The following is a 14,613-nucleotide window of genomic DNA, read 5'->3' as shown; positions in this document are numbered from 1 at the left end:
TTACCATAAAACCATTGTAAAACTCGCTGCTTTTTATCGCGAACACGTGATCGACCTGCCAAGGAACTTATTGCATGCGACGCTATGTGTTGCCTTACCTCTGGCCCGTTATTGCTGGCGTGCTGCTTGCTGTATTAATCTTGCTTGCACTCCCAGAGGAATTGCCCAATCCATTTAGCAGTTCACCAACTCAGGCACCTGCTCCCCTTGTTTCTTCGGTGCCGACAGCAGTAGAGCCAGTCCCTAACCGCCCTGAACCTGAAATACATCAGGCAGCGCCACTATCTCGTCACCAGGGGCCAGTGAGTTACTCACGGGCAGTGGAGCAAGCCGCCCCTGCAGTGGTTAATATTTATTCTTCACGTATTGTTGAGCGCGACCAACACCCGTTGATGTCAGATCCCTTTTTCCAGCAATTTTTCAATAGCCAGGGGGATGATGCCACCACCCATCAACGCATGCTCTCCAGCCTGGGCTCTGGTGTTATTGTCAGCGAGGACGGGTACGTACTGACCAACCACCATGTCATCAATGGCGCCGATGAAATCCAGGTCGCTTTGCGTGATGGGCGGGAAACGCTTGCCGAAGTGATCGGCACTGACCCTGAAAGTGATTTGGCTGTACTGAGGATTGCACTGGACGACTTGCCTGTCATTGAACTGACGGACTCAGCCGATGTAGCAGTGGGTGACGTAGCGCTTGCCATTGGCAATCCTTTCGGTGTCGGCCAGACAGTCACCATGGGGATTATTAGTGCCACAGGGCGCAATCATCTCGGGCTTAACGCCTACGAAGATTTTATTCAAACGGATGCCGCTATCAACCCAGGTAACTCCGGGGGCGCGCTGGTCAACCCAGAGGGCGCTTTGGTCGGCATTAATACCGCGATCTTCTCGCGCTCGGGAGGCTCTCAGGGCATTGGGTTTGCGATCCCCGCCAACCTTGCTCACAGCATACTCGATGAACTGGTCACACAGGGGCGGGTCATTCGCGGCTGGTTAGGCATTGAAGCACAGGCGCTGTCACGAGAACTGGCGGCGTCCTTTGGCTTGCAAACACCCCAAGGCGTCATCGTTGCAGGTGTCGTGAGCGGCGGCCCAGCGGCACAAGCAGGGCTGGAACCGGGGGATGTACTCCTTGCCGTCGACGGACAGCCAATTTTAGATGCTCGCTCCACAATGAGTGAAATTGCCTCCATACCGCCGGGCACATCACTCCCGCTAACCATTGTACGTAGCGGTGAGCGCATGGAAATGACGCTAGAAGTTGGCGAACGCCCGCTTCCCGCTATTCCGATTAATGAAAATATATCCGGCCAACGCGATTCATAGTACGACTAACAATATATTACGACGAACACATCGCTAGCATCCTGAATGCGTCACGACCTGAATGCGTCACGGCGCGTTGGCACGGTGTAAACCACACGGGCTTCTTTAGTCTCGAATACGGTACTCGGCTGAGCGGGCGTGAGCGGTTAACGACTCTCCCCGCGCCAATATCGAAGCGATCTTACCCAACTCAGAAGCACCGTCCGCAGAGCAGTGAATAATGGAAGAGCGCTTTTGGAAATCGTAAACGCCCAGCGGTGAAGAGAAGCGCGCCGTGCCAGAGGTAGGCAAAACGTGATTGGGACCCGCACAGTAATCACCAAGCGCTTCGGCAGTGTAACGTCCCATAAAGATCGCACCTGCGTGTCGGATATCGTCTACCCATGTTTCTGGGGCAGCGACCGAAAGCTCCAGGTGCTCGGGGGCGATATGATTAATCAGCGTAATGGCTTCTTGAATATCCTGGCAATGGATCAAGGCACCCCGCGCTTGCAGCGACTCACGCACGATTTCTTCGCGCTCTAACGTTGGAAGCAGCCGCTCAATCGCCGCCTCAATGGCATCCAGGTGTTCAGCATCCCAGCTAACCAGAATCGCTTGGGCATCTTCGTCGTGTTCGGCTTGCGAGAACAAATCCATTGCCAGCCAGTCTGGATCGGTCTGCCCATCAGAAACCACCATAATTTCTGAAGGCCCGGCAATCATATCGATCCCCACTTGGCCAAACACCGCACGCTTTGCGGTGGCCACATAAATATTACCCGGCCCCACTATCTTATCGACACGAGGAACACTCTCAGTGCCATAAGCAAGCGCAGCGACCGCCTGGGCGCCACCGATAGTGAAAACGTAATCGACGCCGGCTAAATGTGCCGCAGCCAGCACCAATTCATTTAATATGCCATCAGGGGTAGGCACGACCATCACGATTTCACGAACACCGGCCACGTGCGCAGGAATCGCATTCATCAATACCGATGAAGGGTAAGCCGCTTTACCACCCGGGACATAAATACCCGCGCGATCCAGTGGCGTAACTTTCTGCCCCAGCACCGTGCCGTCAGCCTCTTCGTATTGCCAGGAGCTAGGCTTTTGACGTTCGTGGTAGCGCTTAATGCGCTCAGCGGCGCTGGAGAGCGCTTCACGCTGTTCGGAAGGCAAGTTCTCAAACGCTTGCTTTAACTGCTCAGGTGTTAGCTGCAGTTCTTTCATGGAGGTCGCTGAGAGCCGATCAAAGCGGTTGGTAGCCTCAATGACTGCTGCATCACCGCGCTGCTTAACGCTGGCAAGAATCTCTTCTACACGCGCCTGAACCGCCTTATCCGAAACACCTTCCCAATCTAACAGCGCATCGAGCTGATGATGGAAAGTGGCATCGCTTGTCGACAAGCGCGAAACCGTGGCAGCACGTTGTTCGCTTTTGGGATCGCTCATAGGTCACCTCCTATCATTCGGCAAGCTGTCTCTGACGCTGCTTAACGGCGCTATCCAAGCGGGCCAGTAGTGGTTTGATACGCTCATGCTTCATGGTCATGGCCGCTTTATTTACCACCAACCGGGTGCTGATATGGGCAATAAGCTCACGCGGCTCCATGCCATTCGCCCGTAAGGTATTGCCGGTATCAACAATATCGACAATCTCGTCGGCTAAATTCATTAACGGCGCCAACTCCATAGCACCATAGAGTTTAATCACCTCGGCCTGGATGCCCTGTTCGGCGTAATAACGACGCGCCACATTCACAAACTTGGTAGCTACCCGGCGTCGCGCACGCGCAGGCAGTTGGCCGGTGACGCCCGCCGTCATCAGCTTGCAGCGAGCAATCTCAAGATCTAGCGGTTCATAAAGCCCTTCGGCCCCGTGTTCAAGCAGTACATCTTTACCAGCAATACCTACATCGGCAGCGCCTAGCTGCACATAGGTGGGCACGTCAGTTGCACGAATAACCACCAGCTTTACGTCTGGCAAGTTAGTATCAAATAGCAGCTTACGGCTTTTGCTTAGATCCTCTGCGGGGGTAATCCCCGCATCGGCTAATAGAGGCAGCGTTTCTTCCAGAATACGACCCTTCGAGAGGGCTAAAATCAGTTGCTTACTCATCGTTTAGGCCAATGGTTAATAGCATGCAAGCGCCAGTAGCATGCAGAAATAATAGTAAGCGAGCGTTATAGCAGGGCTTAGCCGGGAATACGGCGAATACGCGCACCCAGCAACTGTAGTTTTTCTTCGATACATTCATAGCCACGATCAATGTGGTAGATGCGATCCACCAACGTTTCGCCCTCGGCCATCATCGCTGCAATGACCAACGAGGCAGAGGCCCGTAGGTCGGTCGCCATCACCGGCGCGCCGGAAAGCTTTTCAACCCCGTCAATCAAGGCAGTGTTCCCTTCCAGAACAATATTGGCGCCCATACGGTTAAGCTCTTGAACGTGCATAAAACGGTTCTCAAAGATGGTTTCAACCACCCGTGAGTGCCCCACAGCCACTGCATTCATCGCCACGAACTGGGCCTGCATATCGGTAGGGAAAGCAGGATATGGCGCGGTGCGAATATTCACCGCTTTTGGTCGCTTACCGTGCATATCCAAAGCAATCCAGTCATCGCCGCTGGTGACATCGGCCCCCGCTTCTTCCAGTTTGGCAATCACTGCGTCCAAGATGTCCGCGCGGGTACGCTTGACCTTCACTCGCCCCCCGGTCATGGCAGCTGCCACTAAGAACGTACCCGTCTCGATACGATCAGGCATTACATCATGTTCGCAGCCGTGCAGTTTTTCGACACCCTCAATCGTGATGGTATCTGTTCCATGCCCGCTGATGTTGGCACCCATTTTGATCAAGCACTCTGCCAAGTCGACGATTTCCGGCTCGCGGGCAGCATTTTCCAAAACAGTTTTGCCATCGGCCAACGTCGCGGCCATCAGCAGATTTTCGGTACCCGTCACCGTCACGGTATCGAAGTAGATGGTCGCCCCTTTTAGGCGGCCATCCACGCGGGCCCGTATATAGCCAGCCTCAACTCGGATTTCCGCGCCCATGGCTTCTAGGCCACGAATATGCAAATCCACAGGGCGTGAGCCAATGGCGCAGCCGCCGGGTAGCGATACATCGGCCTTACCAAAATGGGCAAGCAAAGGCCCCAGCACCAGGATGGAAGCCCGCATCTTTTTGACCAGTTCGTAAGGCGCATGGCACTGGGTAACCTGGGAGCCATCTAGCTGTATACTCAGCTTTTCTCCCATTACCGGCTCAACACCCATGCGACCCAACAATTCCAGGGTGGTGGTAATATCCTGCAAGTGAGGCAAATTACCAATCACTACAGGGCCATCGGCCAGCAGGCTGGCACATAGAATAGGCAGCGCTGCATTTTTGGCCCCACTCACCCACACTTCACCGTCTACCGATCCGTTGCCGGTAATGATTAATTTATCCATGGAGCAACCGTTATTGGACGTTTTCCGGCGCAGTTTGCCACTGCGCCGGAGTAAACGTTTTGATGCTAATAGCGTGGAGTGCACCGGAGGCGATCTCGTCACTCAGGGCAGCGTAGACAAGCTGCTGACGCTTGACTGGAGAGAGACCTTCAAAGGCATCGCCAACCGCAATCACCTGAAAGTTACAGCCTTCACCCTGGATATAGAACTGGCATCCGTCGATACGGGATTCAAGCAGTGCTTTTACCTCGTTGGGTTGCATGGCACAAAACTCCTTTGGTGGTCATCTTTATTAATGAGCGTAATTGGGTCGACATAATAAAGAAAAGCAGCGCGCTTGGCGATGCCACTCCGTCAAACAACCATGGTAGCCGCGGGTTGCTCAATCAAATCATCCAACTCAGCCAATGAGGCAAGTCGGCGAAGCGGTGCTGAAAAGTGGATAGTTTGAACCTGAATAGCGCGTTGTTGACAGATGCGCAACCATTCAAACAGTACGCTGATGGCAACGCTACTAGCTCTTTCGACGCGACTAAAGTCGAAACTAATTGCGGTTAGTTCGGTATGCTTGAGCCATTTAACGCCACTGGCGGCCAAATCGGCCGCCAGCGTTACATCAACATCGCCCACTACCATTAATGTTGCGTCTTCTACATTAACGGTAACGCTAGGGTCTGAAAACAGCGCTATCACGCATCGCCTCCCTGCTCTAGCTCTTCAACACCTACCTCGGGCGACCAACCATTGATAACAGCGTCATAGTCGCGATTATTATCGCGCATAGCTTGGTCAAACTGATTGCGGAACGTCAGGCCAAGGTTAATGCCATTGACGATCACATTAACAACCCGCCATTCGCCGTCTGAAAGCCGTAGACTATAGCTCACGGGGTATACTTGCCCATTATTAGCGACCACTTCCATGGCGACGCTCGCTTGATCGTCGTAGCGCTGAGTCTGCTGGGCATCCAATACCCGCAACTCGTCATAATCAAATGTCACCAGCCCACGGGTATAAGTGTCAATTAAGGTTTGACGAAACACATCGGCAAAACGGCTGCGCTGTTCGGGCGTAGCATTGCGGAAATAGTTACCCATCACGCTGGCGCCGATGTAACGAAAATCCGCCACCTGGTCGAGATTGCGGTCCACTAATGCTTCAAGCTCACCTAGGTTATTGGCGTAATAATCTTTGCGACCTTCAAGATCAGCCATCAGCGATTCAACATTATCGCGAACCAACGCCTCTGGCGATTGAGACTGCGCATGTAATTGCAATGGCGCTAGCATTACCATTGTTGCTGCCACAACCACTAACCAGCGACCCAGCATTGATTTAATTCCATTCATAACCGTATCTCCCTACCCGTACACGTTAATGCACTGGATGAATGCTTCGTTATTTGCAACATTAATTACTTGCCATATTGGACACAAATTGCTGAATAAGTTCTTCCAACACCAGCGCCGACTGGGTATCACGAATCGTATCGCCATCTTCCAGCATATCGGGGTCCCCACCCACACTTAAACCGATGTACTGCTCGCCTAACAGCCCCGCCGTTAGAATAGAGGCAATTGAGTCTCTTGAAAGCTGGCCTTCCAGCTCACTATCGAGACTCAGTACCACCCGCGCATCGTACCATTCAGTGTCTAGCTCAATCGCTTCTACCCGCCCCACCGTCACGCCAGCCATGGTGACTCGGGCACGTGGCTTCAAACCGCCGATATTGGCAAAGTTGGCCTCTAGCTCAAATGACTGTGCGGGCGCAGAGAGCGTGAGTCCGCTAACACGCAAGCCGAGAAATACCAGCCCCAAGATGCCAGCGATCATAAACAGACCAACACCGAACTCCATGGTTTTACTGCGTTTCATGAAACTGCTCCACCCATTAAAGGCCGCCAAACATGACGGCAGTCAACATAAAATCAAGCCCCAGAACTGCAAGCGACGAATACACCACCGTCCGCGTCGTAGCACGCGATATTCCTTCCGACGTCGGCACCAGATCATAGCCTTGGAAGACGGCGATCCAGGTCACCACCAGCGCAAACACCGCGCTTTTGATCATGCCGTTACCAACATCGTTGATAAACGCCACATTGGCCTGCATGTTGCTCCAGTAGGATCCCTCAAACACACCCAGCCACTCGACGCCCACCAAATAGCCTCCCCAGATACCTACCACACTGAACCCCACCGTTAGTATGGGAAGGGACACGAACCCTGCCCACAGCCTTGGGGCCACCACGCGGCGCAACGGATCAACACCGATCATTTCCATGCTAGTGAGCTGTTCAGTGGCTTTCATCAGGCCGATTTCAGCGGTCAATGCCGAGCCCGCACGGCCAGCAAACAGCAGCGCGGCCACGACCGGCGCCAGTTCGCGCAACAGCGACAGCGCCACCATTTGCCCAAGCGCCTGCTCAGCGCCGAAATCGACCAGAATGGTATAACCCTGAAGCGCCAGCACCATACCGATAAACAGCCCAGACACCAGCACTATGGCGAGGGAAAGCACACCGACAAAGTGCATTTGATGTAACCATAACCGCCAACCTTCGCGAGATGGCACGCCGATAGCAGATTGGAAGAGAAACACCCCTGCGCGGCCTAACGCTTCCAGTAAATCGCACCCTCGACGCCCCAGTCGGGTAATGCGCGCGGTGCCGTTAGAAAATTTTGACTGCATTTGTCCCTGCCCTGTATTTACCCTGCATTGAAGCAATTAGCCTGTCTTTGTCATCGGTGGCCCGCCCAAAATATCGCGGTAAAACGCCTCGGCGGGATAGTGAAATGGCACCGGCCCATCGGGCTCACCGTGAATAAACTGGGAAACTCGAGGGTCTTGATTGGTGTCTAATGTCTGCGGCGTACCATGGGCGACGACTTGACCGTCAGCAATCAAGTAGAGGTAATCCGCAATACTCAAGGTCTCTTTTATGTCATGAGACACCACCACAGAGGTCAGCTGCAGCGCCTGATTAAGGCGTTTTATTAGCTGCACCAGCACGCCCATTGAAATGGGATCCTGGCCGACAAACGGCTCGTCATACAAAATCAACTCTGGGTCCAGCGCGACGGCACGGGCCAAAGCGACCCGCCGCGCCATGCCTCCAGATAGCTCTGCGGGCGTTAAGTGCCGCGCCCCGCGCAGCCCAACCGCCTGCAATTTTAGCAGCACTAGGTCGCGCACCATCGTATCGGGCAAATCAGTGTGCACACGTAGTGGAAAAGCAACATTTTCAAATACGTCTAAATCGGAAAACAGTGCGCCACTTTGAAATAGCATCCCCATGCGTTTGCGTAGCGTAAACAGCGCTTTTCGGGATAGCCGGTGCACATCCTGGCCATCGATCAATATACGCCCACGCTCTGGCGTCAGTTGTCCGCCGATCAGTTTAAGCAGCGTTGTCTTACCGGTACCGCTTGGACCCATGATGGCGGTTACTTTTCCGCGCGGAATGGTCATATTTACGCCACGGAAAATTTCGTGATCGCCACGAGAGAAGTGAAGATCTATAACTTCTATAAAAGGAGCATCTATCATGGATCAGTTGACTCTTAACGCGGCGAAACAAGGGTAGCTATCATACCCTAGTTGCCACTATCACAGTTAAAAAACAGCGTTTCTATAACATTATCGAACATTGTACTATAACGCTACTTATCAATATTGAGCGATTAAGCCCTCTTAATGATGAGTCCATTATTAACTCAGCCGCGTCATCGTTCTGTGGATTCATCACTTTATATCTTGAGTGGCTATGTCTTGAGTACCTGTGGCTTGAATATCTATGCCCTAAACGCCCTACGCACTCAGGGCTAACGAACTCAACTACTGCCTATAAGGGGTATCGAGGTGTTATTATTGGCGGTGACGACTGTGTATATTTTCAATTGTTAAGAGAAAACGCTATGCGCCAGCCTATCGCTCCGCCCAGCCTACTTCGCGAAAGCGCACTGCGTACGCTGCAAATTGAGCAGGCAGCTATTGGCGGCCTGCAGGCTAAGCTAGATGAGAGCTTTGACCGTGCCTGCGAGTTAATCCTCGCCTGCCAAGGACGCGTGGTAGTGACCGGCATGGGTAAGTCGGGACATATTGCTGGCAAGCTAGCGGCGACGCTAGCCAGTACTGGCACGCCAGCTTTTTTTGTTCACCCCGGCGAAGCCAGCCATGGCGATTTGGGCATGATCACCCGCGCAGATGTCGTACTGGCGTTATCTAACTCCGGTGAAACCGCCGAGGTCACTGCACTCTTACCGCTGCTTAAGCGTCTGGGCACACCGCTTGTCAGCATGACGGGGCGCCCCCATTCCACACTTGCTAAGCACGCCGATGCGCATCTGAACAGTGGTGTTGAGCGTGAGGCATGCCCACTCGATCTGGCACCCACCAGCTCCACTACAGCGGCGCTCGCCCTGGGCGACGCTTTAGCTGTCGCGCTTTTGGAAGCGCGTGGTTTTACCGCTGAAGATTTTGCCCTTTCTCATCCAGGCGGCAGTTTGGGAAAGCGCTTATTGCTGCGTGTCAGAGACCTGATGCACGATGGGGCGCGCCTACCTCAGGTTCCACTGGGAAGCCCGCTGCGCGACGCGTTATTAGAAATCACCCGGCAAGGGTTAGGCTTCACCTGCGTGGTCGATAGCGAGGGACGCCTAGCCGGAGTCTATACAGACGGTGATCTTAGACGCACGCTGGATCAGTTTCATAACCTGCATGATGTCCTCGTTGATGATGTCATGACTCGACCGGGCAAACGCATTGGCCCCGACATTTTAGCAGCCGAAGCAGTACGTATAATGGAAGAAAGCCGGATTACAGCGCTAGCCGTCGTTGATGACCAACAGCGCCCTATCGGGGCTTTACATATGCATGACCTGCTCGCCAGCGGCGTTATTTAACGCATTAGCATTACTTGAATAGCGTTACCGACCCGCTTTACGAATTTAATGAAATGGAGGCTCTATGACCCTACCTGCTGCGCTAATTGATCGGCTCCGCCGTGTGCGCTTACTAGCACTGGATGTTGACGGCGTACTCACCGATGGCCGCCTGTATTTTCAGGCCGACGGCATCGAAATCAAAGCGTTCCATACCCAGGATGGCCATGGGCTGAAACTGCTCAAACGTGTAGGCATTCACGTTGCGCTGATTACGGGACGCGATTCATCTATGGTTAGCCAACGCGCCGCAGCACTTGGCATCGACCATGTCCATCAAGGCAGCGAAGACAAGCTCTCTACCTTGCGCGAGCTTTGCCAGCGACTTGATATAGAGCTGGAACAGGTGGCCTATTGTGGTGACGACCTCCCTGACCTAGCGGCTATTAAACGTTGTGGCGTCGGCATTACCGTTCCTAACGCGCCGGATTATATGCACACTCATGCCGATTGGATTACTGAGCGGCTAGGGGGCCACGGCGCTGCACGCGAAATTTGCGATACATTGCTTGAAGCTCAGGGGCACTGGGGCGCGGTGCTCGACACCTATCTGCACGGTCTTAAGTAAATGTTTAAACGGCTTAAAATGCGCGTCTGGCTAACCGGATTAGTGCTCTCTTTGGGCGTACTGCTGGTTTGGCTTGACCCACGTGGACCTCAAGACATTACCATCGATCCTGAAGCGCAGGCGCAGGAGCCGGGCCACGTACTCGAAAACGCTGAAATTACGTTATTTGGTGATAGTGGCAGCATTATGCAGTCGTTAGAAACACCACGCCTCATTCATACTCCCCAGCGAAGCGAGACCTGGACAGAAGCGCCCAAAGCAATATTGTATGACAGTGAGAATCGCCAGTGGTTAGCCAGCGCCGATGTCGGCATGCTCAACTCCTCTACCCAAGCCTTGTTACTGTCAGGCTCGGCTAACCTGATCGCTCCAGACGAAGGTTGGCAGTTAGATACCGAGCTATTGCATTATGATGGATTAAACCAGCACGCGTGGAGTGAAACACCGGTAGTGTTGCAGCAACCGCCCCAGCAGATGACGGCTTCACGTATGGACGCGTGGCTTAACGATAGCCAGGTTCGCTTAACTGATAATGTGCGCGGTATACATCCTCCGGCCACGCAACGCTAATAGGAATCACCATGAAAGCTATCATTTATACAGCCGTTTTCTACACTAGCTTTTTTGCGCTTTCGCTACCGCTATCGGCACTGGCCCAAACGGGCACTTCTTCACAACAGGCCCCGGTAGAAGTGGAAGCAGACCGCTTAGACCTTGATCAGCGGGCAGGCACCGCCGTTTACACGGGAGATGTAGAAATTCGTCAAGGCGAAATGCAATTACGTGGCGAGCGGGTAGAAATTGAACGCAATGAGGCAGGCGAGCTTGCCCTGGCGACGGCCACCGGTGAGCGCGCCTATTTACGCCATCAAGCTGAAGGGCAAGATGGCCCTACCGAAGGCTGGGCGAGGCGTATTATCTATCACGTCGCCGAGCGCCGTGTAGAGTTGATCGACCAAGCCGAGCTCATTCAGCAAGAGGATACTTTTAGAGGCGGTCGCCTTGAGTATTTTATTGACCGTGAGGTGATTCAAGCGCGCTCTGACGTTGATGGCAGCGAGTCCCAGCGCATACGCATGACTCTTCAGCCGGAACAGTAGGAGCCAAGCCGTGGCAACAGCAGATACCGCACCGATTAAAACCCTTTATGCTCACCATTTGGCAAAAAGCTACAAGCGGCGCCGAGTGGTTAAAGACATCAATATAGAAATTTCCCAAGGTAGCGTTGTGGGCTTGCTCGGCCCCAACGGGGCGGGCAAAACCACCTCGTTTTATATGATTGTGGGGCTGGTGAAATCCGATGCTGGCGAGGTAGGCATCGACGATGTGGACTTAACGCGCGCTCCCATGCATGAGCGCGCAGCGGCGGGAATTGGTTACCTTCCCCAAGAGGCATCTATTTTCCGTAAATTATCGGTTGCCGATAATATTATGGCGATACTCGAAACCCGCAAAGAGCTTAACCGCAGCGATCGGGAACAGCGCTTAGAGGCTTTGCTGGAAGACTTTCATATCACGCATATTCGCGACAATTTAGGCATGAGCCTATCGGGCGGGGAAAGAAGGCGCGTGGAAATCGCACGCTCACTAGCGACAGAGCCTGCCTTTATTTTGCTTGATGAACCTTTTGCTGGCGTAGACCCCATTTCGGTAGGCGAGATAAAAACCATCATCCGTGCGCTAAAGCAGCGCCATATTGGTGTGCTAATTACTGATCACAATGTGCGTGAAACGCTCGATATTTGTGATATCGCCTATATCGTGGGTGATGGTCAAATCATCGCTAGCGGCTCTCCAGATGCCATTCTCACAAACCAGAAGGTGAGAGACGTTTATTTGGGTGCTGACTTTCGTCTGTAAGGCTTTTCTTAATTCTGACGCTTATTTTTGGCCTATAAATAGTGCTCTACAATGACTTTACCACCAATGGCATGCTTATTGCACTTGCACCTGGTCCTCACTCGCACTAGGGTGGAGGATTCTGAATAACGAGTGGTTCTCAGATGGTCATGAAAGCTTCTCTACAACTGCGTATCGGCACACAGCTGACCATGACACCTCAGCTGCAGCAGGCCATCGCCCTGTTACAGCTATCAACGCTGGACCTTCGTCAAGAAATTCAGCAGGCCTTAGACGCCAACCCCCTGTTGGAACAGGAAGATGAATTTAGCGAACAGGCCGTCAGCGAGCCTAAAGAAGAAGAGTGGTCCGAGAGTATTCCCACCGAATTATCAGTAGATAGCGATTGGTCAGATACCTACCAGGATATCGGAAGTCACGGCGCCAGCAGTAGTGAAGGGCCCGACTTTGAGCGTCAGGCTGCCGGCCAGAGCCTTCATGGGCACTTGCTATGGCAACTGGCGATGACCGATTTTGGCGAGCGTGAACAGCAGGTTGCGGAGAGCTTAATCGATGCGCTAGACGCTAACGGCTATTTAACCCAACCGCTCAATGACATCCGTGAAGGGCTTCGCGCTCAAGGCATTGACGGACTTAGCCAGCGCGAGGTAGAAACCATCTTGCTCAAGCTCCAGCAGTTTGAGCCAACGGGTATCTTTGCCCGCGACCTGCGTGAATGCCTAATGCTGCAGCTAGCGGCCCTTCCTGATGATACCCCGCTACTGGTCCCCGCCCGCCGCTTAGTGCGACAGTTTCTTGAAGCGTTGGGCAAAGATGACATGCGCTTGCTAAAACGCCGACTGGGGCTTGATGATGATCAGTTGGCGGATGTCATTTTGCTAATACGCAGTCTTGATCCACGCCCAGGCAGCGCCTATGGCGATACCGACGACAGCTACGTAACGCCGGATCTCGTCGTACGCCATGACCATGAAGGCTGGCATTTAGAACTCAACCCCGAGGCGCTGCCACGGCTGCGGATACAACCTGACTATGCCAGCTTGATAAAGCGTGCAGACAAAAGTCAGGACAACCAGTTTCTTAAAGAGCATCTTCAGGAAGCTCGCTGGCTGATTAAGAGTCTTTCAAGCCGCAACGATACGCTGCTACGTGTTGGCCGTGAAATTATCACCCGACAAATTGGCTTTTTAGAGCATGGCGAAGAAGCGATGAAACCTTTAATACTCGCCGATATCGCCGAAGCCGTGGAAATGCACGAGTCGACTATTTCACGGGTAACTACTCAGAAATATATCCATACACCGCGGGGCGTTTTTGAGCTCAAATATTTTTTCTCGAGCCAGGTAAGTGGGCAGGATGGCGATAGCCACTCCAGTACGGCTATCCGCGCACGGCTCAAGAAACTGATCCAAGAAGAGCCGCCTGGCAAGCCGCTTTCGGATAGCCGCTTAGTCACGCTCTTAGATGAGGGGGGCATCCAGGTGGCACGTCGCACGGTGGCCAAATACCGCGAAGCGATGGGCATTCCCTCCTCCAGTGAACGGCGCCGTTTGCGCTAGCACTCGTCACCCTCTCAGGGAAACTCTCGACAAGGGCTTTGCAACGCGGCAAAAAGGGTTACAATCGAAGTACAGTCCGATGGATAAGGAGTACGTCAATGCAAGTTAATATCACTGGTCATCACGTAGAACTGACCGACGCCTTGCGTGACTATGTCAACGAAAAGCTTGAACGTGTAGAGCGCCATTACGACAATATAACCACGGTGCAAGTCACCCTATCAGTAGAGAAGGAGCGCCAGCATGCCGCCTGTACACTGCATGCTGCAGGCGCTGACTTACATGCCGAAGCCATAGACAGTGATATGTACGCCGCTATTGACGCACTAGCGGACAAAATTGACCGTCAACTCGTTAAACATAAGGAAAAAGCACAAGCCCGCGCCCAAGGCGCAGGTGTGCGTTAATTCAATGACGTTGGAAACCATACTCCCCCCGGAACGTGTCCTCTTCGACGTACCCGGGGGCAGCAAAAAAAGGGTGCTGGAGTTTTTCAGCACCTTTATTGCCCAAAATATTCCCAGCCTGGACAGTCAAGAAGTGTTTAGCCGTTTAATCGGTCGAGAGCGCTTAGGCAGTACAGGTATTGGTAACGGTGTGGCTATTCCCCACGCGCGCAGCCCACACTGCTCTGCCCCTATCGCAGGGTTTTTAAAACTGGCAGAAGCGATTGATTTTGATGCTATCGACGGCGACCCGGTAGATCTGGTGTTTGTACTGCTAGTGCCGGAAGAAGCCGATGATACGCACCTTTCTCTGCTAGGCCAGGTGGCGACCATTATGAATGATGCGGACACACGTCAGCAGTTGCGTAAAGCAGGCAGCCAGCGTGAGCTACTTGAGCTGATTACTGGCAAGATTCGTGAGCAATCAGCAACCTGAGGGCCGTACAAACCTGTTTTTGAGCAGT

18 protein-coding genes are annotated in these 14,613 nt (G+C 53.2%); 9 read left to right on the top strand and 9 right to left on the bottom strand.

The window, feature by feature from the left end; genetic code table 11:
• Positions 1 to 74: 74 nt before the first annotated feature.
• Positions 75 to 1,331 carry a Do family serine endopeptidase gene (locus ACW44H_RS07135; RefSeq protein WP_457508050.1) on the top strand — a complete coding sequence of 419 codons (1,257 nt, stop codon included), beginning with the start codon at positions 75 to 77 and terminating at the stop codon, positions 1,329 to 1,331.
• 105 nt (positions 1,332 to 1,436) lie between these two features.
• Here the strand turns inward: ACW44H_RS07135 and hisD are convergent, their stop codons facing one another.
• The 9 genes from hisD to ACW44H_RS07090 form a co-directional block, all read right to left on the bottom strand.
• Positions 1,437 to 2,765, bottom strand: a complete 1,329-nt coding sequence (gene hisD / locus ACW44H_RS07130; RefSeq protein WP_457508048.1) for a histidinol dehydrogenase — start codon at positions 2,763 to 2,765, stop codon at positions 1,437 to 1,439.
• 13 nt (positions 2,766 to 2,778) lie between these two features.
• Positions 2,779 to 3,432 carry an ATP phosphoribosyltransferase gene (gene hisG, locus ACW44H_RS07125; RefSeq protein WP_113268177.1) on the bottom strand — a complete coding sequence of 218 codons (654 nt, stop codon included), beginning with the start codon at positions 3,430 to 3,432 and terminating at the stop codon, positions 2,779 to 2,781.
• Positions 3,433 to 3,509: 77 nt separating this feature from the next.
• On the bottom strand, positions 3,510 to 4,772 hold the full coding sequence (gene murA, locus ACW44H_RS07120; protein ID WP_113268178.1) for a UDP-N-acetylglucosamine 1-carboxyvinyltransferase: 1,263 nt from the start codon (positions 4,770 to 4,772) through the stop codon (positions 3,510 to 3,512).
• Positions 4,773 to 4,782: 10 nt separating this feature from the next.
• Positions 4,783 to 5,034, bottom strand: coding sequence for a BolA family protein (locus tag ACW44H_RS07115; protein ID WP_113268179.1), 252 nt, complete (start codon positions 5,032 to 5,034; stop codon positions 4,783 to 4,785).
• A 92-nt stretch (positions 5,035 to 5,126) separates the two neighbouring features.
• Positions 5,127 to 5,465, bottom strand: a complete 339-nt coding sequence (locus ACW44H_RS07110; protein ID WP_457508045.1) for an STAS domain-containing protein — start codon at positions 5,463 to 5,465, stop codon at positions 5,127 to 5,129.
• Positions 5,462 to 6,103 carry an MlaC/ttg2D family ABC transporter substrate-binding protein gene (locus tag ACW44H_RS07105; RefSeq protein ID WP_457508961.1) on the bottom strand — a complete coding sequence of 214 codons (642 nt, stop codon included), beginning with the start codon at positions 6,101 to 6,103 and terminating at the stop codon, positions 5,462 to 5,464. The genes ACW44H_RS07110 and ACW44H_RS07105 overlap by 4 nt, the downstream gene beginning before the upstream one ends.
• Before the next feature lie 79 nt (positions 6,104 to 6,182).
• The gene (gene mlaD / locus ACW44H_RS07100; protein WP_457508043.1) at positions 6,183 to 6,647 is read right to left on the bottom strand and encodes an outer membrane lipid asymmetry maintenance protein MlaD; all 465 of its coding nucleotides are present in this window, start codon (positions 6,645 to 6,647) and stop codon (positions 6,183 to 6,185) included.
• Between the two features lie 16 nt (positions 6,648 to 6,663).
• Entirely contained in the window at positions 6,664 to 7,464 is an 801-nt protein-coding gene (gene mlaE, locus ACW44H_RS07095) for a lipid asymmetry maintenance ABC transporter permease subunit MlaE (protein ID WP_113268182.1), read from the bottom strand.
• A 36-nt stretch (positions 7,465 to 7,500) separates the two neighbouring features.
• Positions 7,501 to 8,322, bottom strand: coding sequence for an ABC transporter ATP-binding protein (locus ACW44H_RS07090; protein WP_113268183.1), 822 nt, complete (start codon positions 8,320 to 8,322; stop codon positions 7,501 to 7,503).
• 368 nt (positions 8,323 to 8,690) lie between these two features.
• Between ACW44H_RS07090 and ACW44H_RS07085 the strand changes: the two genes are divergently transcribed.
• From ACW44H_RS07085 to ACW44H_RS07050, 8 genes are all read left to right on the top strand, one after another.
• Positions 8,691 to 9,677 carry a KpsF/GutQ family sugar-phosphate isomerase gene (locus ACW44H_RS07085; RefSeq protein WP_457508040.1) on the top strand — a complete coding sequence of 329 codons (987 nt, stop codon included), beginning with the start codon at positions 8,691 to 8,693 and terminating at the stop codon, positions 9,675 to 9,677.
• A 64-nt stretch (positions 9,678 to 9,741) separates the two neighbouring features.
• On the top strand, positions 9,742 to 10,284 hold the full coding sequence (locus ACW44H_RS07080; RefSeq protein ID WP_457508038.1) for a KdsC family phosphatase: 543 nt from the start codon (positions 9,742 to 9,744) through the stop codon (positions 10,282 to 10,284).
• Entirely contained in the window at positions 10,285 to 10,854 is a 570-nt protein-coding gene (gene lptC, locus ACW44H_RS07075; RefSeq protein WP_457508036.1) for an LPS export ABC transporter periplasmic protein LptC, read from the top strand. It abuts the gene before it with no gap.
• Between the two features lie 11 nt (positions 10,855 to 10,865).
• On the top strand, positions 10,866 to 11,384 hold the full coding sequence (gene lptA / locus ACW44H_RS07070) for a lipopolysaccharide transport periplasmic protein LptA (RefSeq protein ID WP_457508034.1): 519 nt from the start codon (positions 10,866 to 10,868) through the stop codon (positions 11,382 to 11,384).
• A gap of 10 nt (positions 11,385 to 11,394) precedes the next feature.
• Positions 11,395 to 12,144: an LPS export ABC transporter ATP-binding protein gene (gene lptB / locus ACW44H_RS07065; protein WP_113268188.1), complete on the top strand. Its 750-nt coding sequence runs from the start codon at positions 11,395 to 11,397 to the stop codon at positions 12,142 to 12,144.
• A gap of 143 nt (positions 12,145 to 12,287) precedes the next feature.
• Positions 12,288 to 13,703: an RNA polymerase factor sigma-54 gene (locus ACW44H_RS07060; protein ID WP_457508032.1), complete on the top strand. Its 1,416-nt coding sequence runs from the start codon at positions 12,288 to 12,290 to the stop codon at positions 13,701 to 13,703.
• A 98-nt stretch (positions 13,704 to 13,801) separates the two neighbouring features.
• Positions 13,802 to 14,110: a ribosome hibernation-promoting factor, HPF/YfiA family gene (gene hpf, locus ACW44H_RS07055; RefSeq protein ID WP_113268190.1), complete on the top strand. Its 309-nt coding sequence runs from the start codon at positions 13,802 to 13,804 to the stop codon at positions 14,108 to 14,110.
• A 4-nt stretch (positions 14,111 to 14,114) separates the two neighbouring features.
• Positions 14,115 to 14,585 carry a PTS sugar transporter subunit IIA gene (locus tag ACW44H_RS07050; protein WP_113268191.1) on the top strand — a complete coding sequence of 157 codons (471 nt, stop codon included), beginning with the start codon at positions 14,115 to 14,117 and terminating at the stop codon, positions 14,583 to 14,585.
• The last annotated feature ends 28 nt before the right edge of the window (positions 14,586 to 14,613 follow it).

This window comes from Vreelandella sulfidaeris Esulfide1 (genome assembly GCF_054072535.1).
The sequence above is the reverse complement of the archived record's forward strand: the minus strand, read 5'-3'. Positions and strand labels throughout refer to the sequence as shown.